The 6,000-nt window shown below is 68.5% G+C and carries 3 protein-coding genes; all 3 read right to left on the minus strand.

Features of this window, described 5'->3' with window-relative positions:
• Window positions 1-35: 35 nt before the first annotated feature.
• The 3 genes from VLK66_RS22845 to VLK66_RS22855 all read right to left on the minus strand — a co-directional run bounded on the left by VLK66_RS22845 (window position 36) and on the right by VLK66_RS22855 (window position 5,943).
• Window positions 36-884, minus strand: coding sequence for an alpha/beta hydrolase (locus VLK66_RS22845; RefSeq protein ID WP_325311803.1), 849 nt, complete (start codon window positions 882-884; stop codon window positions 36-38).
• Window positions 885-1,210: 326 nt separating this feature from the next.
• Window positions 1,211-3,175 (minus strand): hypothetical protein, encoded by a 1,965-nt coding sequence (locus VLK66_RS22850; protein WP_325311804.1) that lies wholly within the window; start codon window positions 3,173-3,175, stop codon window positions 1,211-1,213.
• 188 nt (window positions 3,176-3,363) lie between these two features.
• Window positions 3,364-5,943, minus strand: a complete 2,580-nt coding sequence (locus tag VLK66_RS22855) for a class I SAM-dependent DNA methyltransferase (protein ID WP_325311805.1) — start codon at window positions 5,941-5,943, stop codon at window positions 3,364-3,366.
• Between the last annotated feature and the right edge of the window lie 57 nt (window positions 5,944-6,000).

The following is a 6,000-nucleotide window of genomic DNA, read 5'->3' on the forward strand; positions in this document are numbered from 1 at the left end:
GCTCGCTGCGCAAGCGTGTCCGCCGGGTGGGACTGCTATGGATGAGTGTGGCCGCGATCGTCCGCCGTTGCGCGCGGCGGGAGCCATTCGCGCAGCACGCGCGGGGCCTCGCCGCGGTAGATGGTGGCGTGGTGGAGGTCGGGGCGCGCGCGGTACTCCCAGCGCAGCCCGGCCGGCGCGTTCGCGCGGAGCACCGCCGCCAGCCCCGCGATGGGGGCGATGATGTCGTCGCCGGCGGACGAGAAGTACAGCGCCGCGTGCATCCTCCGGTGCGACCGCAGCCGTTCGGGCGATGTGCGCACCAGCGCCTCGGCGTTCCACCACAGGCTGGGGCTCAGGGCGATGTAGGTGTCGAACAGCTCCGGCTGCACCAGGAAGGTCTCGACGATGAAGAGCCCGGCCAGCGACTCGCCGATGACCGCCGTTTCGTCCGTTACCGGGTAGCGGCGGCGCACCTCCGGCATCAGCTCGTCGGCGATGAAGCGGCGGAACGCGGCCGATCCGCCCACGCGCGGCGCGATGGTGCGATCCTGCGCGACCTCCGTCGGCCCGGTCATGTCGCGCCGCCGCTCGGTGTTCTCGATCCCCACCACGATCACCGGCCGCATCTCTCCCGCGCGGACGGCGGAGTCGACGGTGGCGACGACGTGCGGGAAATCCTCGTCCACGCCGCCGTCCGGCATGTACAGCACCGGGAGGCGCATCTCCCCCGCCGTGCCGTACCCGGGCGGCGTCCAGACGTTGATGCGGCGCACTTCCCCCAGCGCCGCCGACTGCATCGTGAACGTCTCGTGCGGCAACACCGCCTCCTGTGCGGCCGCGGATGCGGCGGAGAGCCCGCCGACCACCGCGGCGGCGAGAACTGCTGCTGCGAGCTTCATCATCAATTGCACCACGGCGCGTGAGGTTCATTCGGGCGCATTCCCAAAACGGCGAACTGCAGGGCATCATAGCGGATCTGGCAATCACCTGTGCGTTACAAACGGACAGATAGACGTCATCCTGAGGCCGGCCACACCGTCGTTGCCATCGCACGAACGGTTGCAGGCCGAAGGATCTATAGGCACGGTCGCACGTGCGCTGCCGGATTGCACAATCGATCCCGAACTCGGTCTCAACGGAGGAAACGGAGGGCGACGGCAGTTCTCCGTTCCCTCCGCGTGAGACCCTGCGAACGTTCCGCATGCACGATCGATTTCTCGAGCTGCGATCAGTGCTTCGGCTTCGGCGGCCCGGCCACGCCGACGAAGATGCAGATCCCGTCGCCGCCGGGGTTGCCGGTGTCCGGCAGGAAGTCGGTGGCGAAGTTGGGCTTCCAGTTGTTCACCGCCCACACGTTGCCGGCCTGGTCGATGGTGCAGCTGGTCTGGCGCATCAGCGGGCTGTAGCACGGCTCGCTGCCGGGGCCGTACAGCAGCTCGCCGTCCGGGAGCCGCACCGGGCTTCCGGCGGACGGCAGGGTGTAGCCGCGTTCGGGGGAGATGGGGTCGCCGGTGCGGTAGCCGGCCGGCGGGTGGATCCCCGCGATCTTCGAGAGCGCGGCGTCGGTGTAGTCGTGGGCGGGGCCCATGGTGCCGAAGTTGGCCACCCACACGTTGTCGTCGCCGTCCACCGCCACGCTCCACGGGCCCGTGATGCCGCCGCCCTGGAAGCCGGTGACCGTCCTGCCGTCGGGGGAGATCATGTACACCGTGTCGTCGCCGCCCGACGCCACCCAGGCGTTGTGCGCCGAGTCGAGCGCGACGCCCTTCGTCACGTCGCCCAGCTCCAGGTCCAGCGTGCGCTCCAGCTTGCCGTCCACCAGGCGGAACCTGCACACGTGGCTGGGGCTCTGCTTCTCCCGGGGCCACCCCAGGCCGCCGGAGTACGCCACCCACGCGCTCCCGTCGTCCGCGATGGCGATGCCGAAGGTGCCGATGGGCCCCGCCGTGCCACCGGCGTCCGGGTAGATGACGGCGGCCGTGGGATCGCCGCCGGGGAACACCACCAGCGCGTTGTTGCCGAAGCTGGCCAGCCAGATGTTGCCGTCCCGGTCCGCCACCGTCGCCTGCACGCGGTCGGTGCCGCCGCCGTACCCCTGCGGCGGCGAGACCGGCCGGCCCAGCGCGTCGAACTTCGACACGGTGCCGTCGACCGGATAGTACGTATCGGGATCGCCCCAGCCGAAGTTGCCCGCCCACACGTGCCCGTCCGGCGCCACGGTGATGCCGAAGCCCACGCCGAAGGTGCCGCCCCCGCTCACCGGTGACATGGGCGTCCCGTTCCGCCCGTCGGCCGCCTTCCCGTCGGGCTTCAGCACCATGATCCACTGCGCCGAGTTGGGCGTGCCCTGCACCACGTTGTTGGCCACCCACGCGTAGCCGTTCCGGTCGAAGGCGATGTTCGCGGGGCCGCCGAACATGCGGTTCACGTCGCCCGAGTCGTTCACCTTCACCACCAGCGTCCAGGCGTCGGGCAGGTTCTCGAGCGCCGGCGTGTAGATCTCCACCGCCTGCGCCTGCGTGTAGATGCCGGCCACGTTGTTCGCAGGGTGCCGGGCGATGTTCACGATGGCCTGGAAGGTGTCGTCCGGCGCGGGCCCGTGCGGCGGCGTGGTGAGCGCGAGCACGCGGTCCAGCGCGCCGGGCTCGCCGCGCACGCACCCCGCGAGCAGGTTGGCCAGCCCGCGCGTGGACCGCAGCGAGTTCGTCTCGTCGGCGTTGGGCGACGCGAGCATCACCTCCGACGGCTCGCCGGTGAGCGGGGACACCAGGTTGTCGTTCATCCCCGCCGCGATGCGCAGCCCGAACGCATTCCCCGCGATCTCGCTCAGTTCGATGAACTGCGCCGTCGAGAACGCGGCCGCCACCGTGGTCAGCTCGTTCAGGGTGACGAAGGAGCGCATCTCCGGCCCGATGATCGCCGCCAGCGTCACCCGATCGCCCGCGCTCGCGGTGACGTAGAAGATGCTGCCGGCCTCGGAATGCGTGTGCTGGAGCGAGAACCTGCCCGCCGCGTCGGTCGTGGCGGTCCCGAGCACGCGCGGTGCGTGCGCCGTCGCCTCGTACAGCGTCACCCGCGCGCCGTCCAGCGCCCGCGCTCCGGCCCCGGCGCCGGACTGCACGGTGCCCGTCAGGACCCGGTCGTCGGCGCGTGCGTGGGACCCCGGGTGGGGGGCGGGGATGGTCTCGGTCATGGTCGGCCGTCGCGAGTGGATGGACGCGGGTGCCCGGAGATGGGCGGAAGAACGGGGGGATGATGAAACGACTGCAAGGGTGAGGCGGAGATGTCGTGCGCGCAAGCCCGCCATCGGATGCGGTCCCATCCGGCGTCACGAACGCGGCGGTGCGGGCGGATGCCTCGCCGCGTTCGCGCGCACCCGCGTCACAGCGGCTCGGCGACGGCTTCGTAGCGATGGCCGTCCAGCAGGCGCACCTCGCCGACCATCGACAGCGTTTCCAGGTGGCGCGCCACCAGCGCCACGGGCGCGCCGGTGAATGCGGCCGCCACTTCCCCGGGTGTGGCCGCGGCGCCGGTGAGCCGCGCCTTCACCGCGCCGATCTGCTCGACCGCGCCCGCCGGCCAGGGCCGCGTCTCGTCCGCCGGGGTGGCCTCCGCGGCGGGTGGCTCGGGCAGCTCCAGCGCGGGCTCCGCGGCGGGCGCGGCGCCGCCGAAGCGCGGGATCTGGTACTCCGGCCGCAGCCAGCGGACGATGCCGCGCTTCTCCTCTTCCACCCGCTCGTCGTGGAGCGCCACCAGCCGCTCCAGCACCTCTTCGCGCTCCATGGGCCACGGCCAGCCGTACGCCCGCGCCACCAGCCGGTCCAGCTCGTCGTGATAGTCGCGCAGCACGCCGCACGCGGCGATCTCGTGGACGGCGCGCTCCTTGTCGGTGAGCTTCTCGCCGCTGCGCAGCTTCTCGACGACGTTGTACATCCCCGTCATCGTAACCCGCTCGTCCCGCGCGATGGCGTCCTTGCGGTGCCGGTCCAGCGCCTCCGCCACCCGCCCGATCTCCTCCCGCAGCTCCTGCGGCGGATCGGGAAAGGGGAATGGGTCGAAGCAGCGCGGGTTGTTGTACGTTGGGTCGTTTCCAATGCCAAGCCGTGTACCCGAAGCGAGCGCCCAACCCGCGTGAATTGCAGACGATAGGACGCCCAGCAAATATGCGTCACTGCTTCCCACCACTACGATCTTTTCGTCAGGGGCAATCTCCGGATCGACGAACGTAAAATATCGGTGACGGGCTACATACGGCGTGACGATGAACCTTTCAAGATCCGCTACCAACTGCCGGACCTTTGGGTTTGGCTCTCCAAATCGCCACCATTGCATACGGCGGCTCTCACGCTTGTTCGCCTCCCGCTCCGGCTTGACTCGATCACGGACGATTTCGTAGAGAACGGGATATCGACGCGCTTCATCCTCCGTTCGCAACCCGAAGTCGATCACCCAGACGTTGCGCGGACGCGCAGCCAAGTCCTTTCCATTGCGGTATGGCCTCAGGACTTCAGCATTACGCGCGTCGATCTTGACAAGGGCTTGTGCTTTCTCAGCGGAAATCAAGAATCCTGATCCGACAAGCGTAAAGCCGCGTGCCGACATGCCAGCATTCCCGACGAGTGAAATACGGCTGGCCGCCGCGATGTCCGCATGCACGGTCAGATCCGCGTTTAGCCTCTCTGCGTGCACCTCCGAGATCACCTGACCTCTTTCGTTGACTTGGACCAGAGTCGCCGGACCAGGTTGACCCAGAACCGTCATTGCCACCCGTATCGCAGCGCTCCCCACCTCATCCACCCACGGGTGATCGGCTACCGTCCAGATGACCGAGGCCCCGCGAGTGGCTGCAATGTTGATCAGCGTGCGGTTGAATGGCTGGGTGATGGAGTTGGTCGTAATCAGGCCGGCCCTGATCGTACGCCGATTGGCTACATCTTCGGCAGCTCGGTACCACCAGTACATCACGAGGTCGGCGCTTTCGGGAATCTCTGGGTACGCGCTACGAAGTGCATCAACGTAACCGTCTCCAAATGCCTCCCTCATGCGCTTGTTGCCGAGATAGGGCGGATTGCCAACAGTAAAATCGCCTTGAGGCCATGGGGCCTGTCGCGCGCCGCGATACTCGTAATACGGCAACCGCGCGTCGGGATCTGGCACCAGCTTGCCGGTGACGGGGTGCACGATGCGCGGGGTTGGGTCAAGCCGAGATCTCTCCGGGATCTCCACGATCTCGTCCCAGGCGAGCACGGCATCGCGCAGCTCCAGCGTGCCGGTGTCCTTGAGCACCGGCTCGGGCGGGTTGACGCCCTTGTGGTGCTCCATCCAGAACTGATGATAGCCTATCCATAGTGTAAGTTCTGCGATCTCGCGCGCCCACGGCTTGACCTCGATGCCGTGGAACTGCCATGGGCCAACTTCCTCGATCCCAAGTTCCGGATGCCGAGTGATCTCCTCGATCGCACGGAGAACCTCGAGTTCGAGGCGTTTGACGAGATGTAAGCATACATACAGGAAATTCCCGCTTCCGCACGCGGGATCCAAGAAGCGCAGGCCGCGCAGCCACGCGTGAAAGCCGCGCAGCTCGCCCAGGGCGGCGTCGCGGTCCTTCTTCCTGCGCGAGGCGGCGAGCTCGGCCGCGTGCGCCTGCACGGGCGCCCAGCGCTCGCGCAGGGGCACGTCCACGGTCTGGCGCACCACTCGCTCCACGTACTCGCGCGGCGTGTACTCCGCGCCCAGCCGGTGGCGCTCCTTCGCGTCCAGCGCACGCGTGAGCAGCGTGCCGAAAATGGTGGGTTCGACATAGCGCCAGTCCGCCGCGGCCGCTTCGGCCAATACGGCAATGTCATCCGCGGTTAGCGGAAGTGCCTTTGCGTCACGGAAGAAATGGCCGTTGAAGCGGAGCAGCCGGCGGAGGCCGAATCGCCTGCCTTCGTCCATCGCGCGCCAGAGATCCTCCAGCACGGATGCGAATTCGGCCGCAGCTCCTTTCGGGTCGACGGGGGGGGGGGGGGGGGGGGA

Origin of the sequence: Longimicrobium sp. (genome assembly GCF_035474595.1) — a bacterium.
Lineage (GTDB): Bacteria > Gemmatimonadota > Gemmatimonadetes > Longimicrobiales > Longimicrobiaceae > Longimicrobium.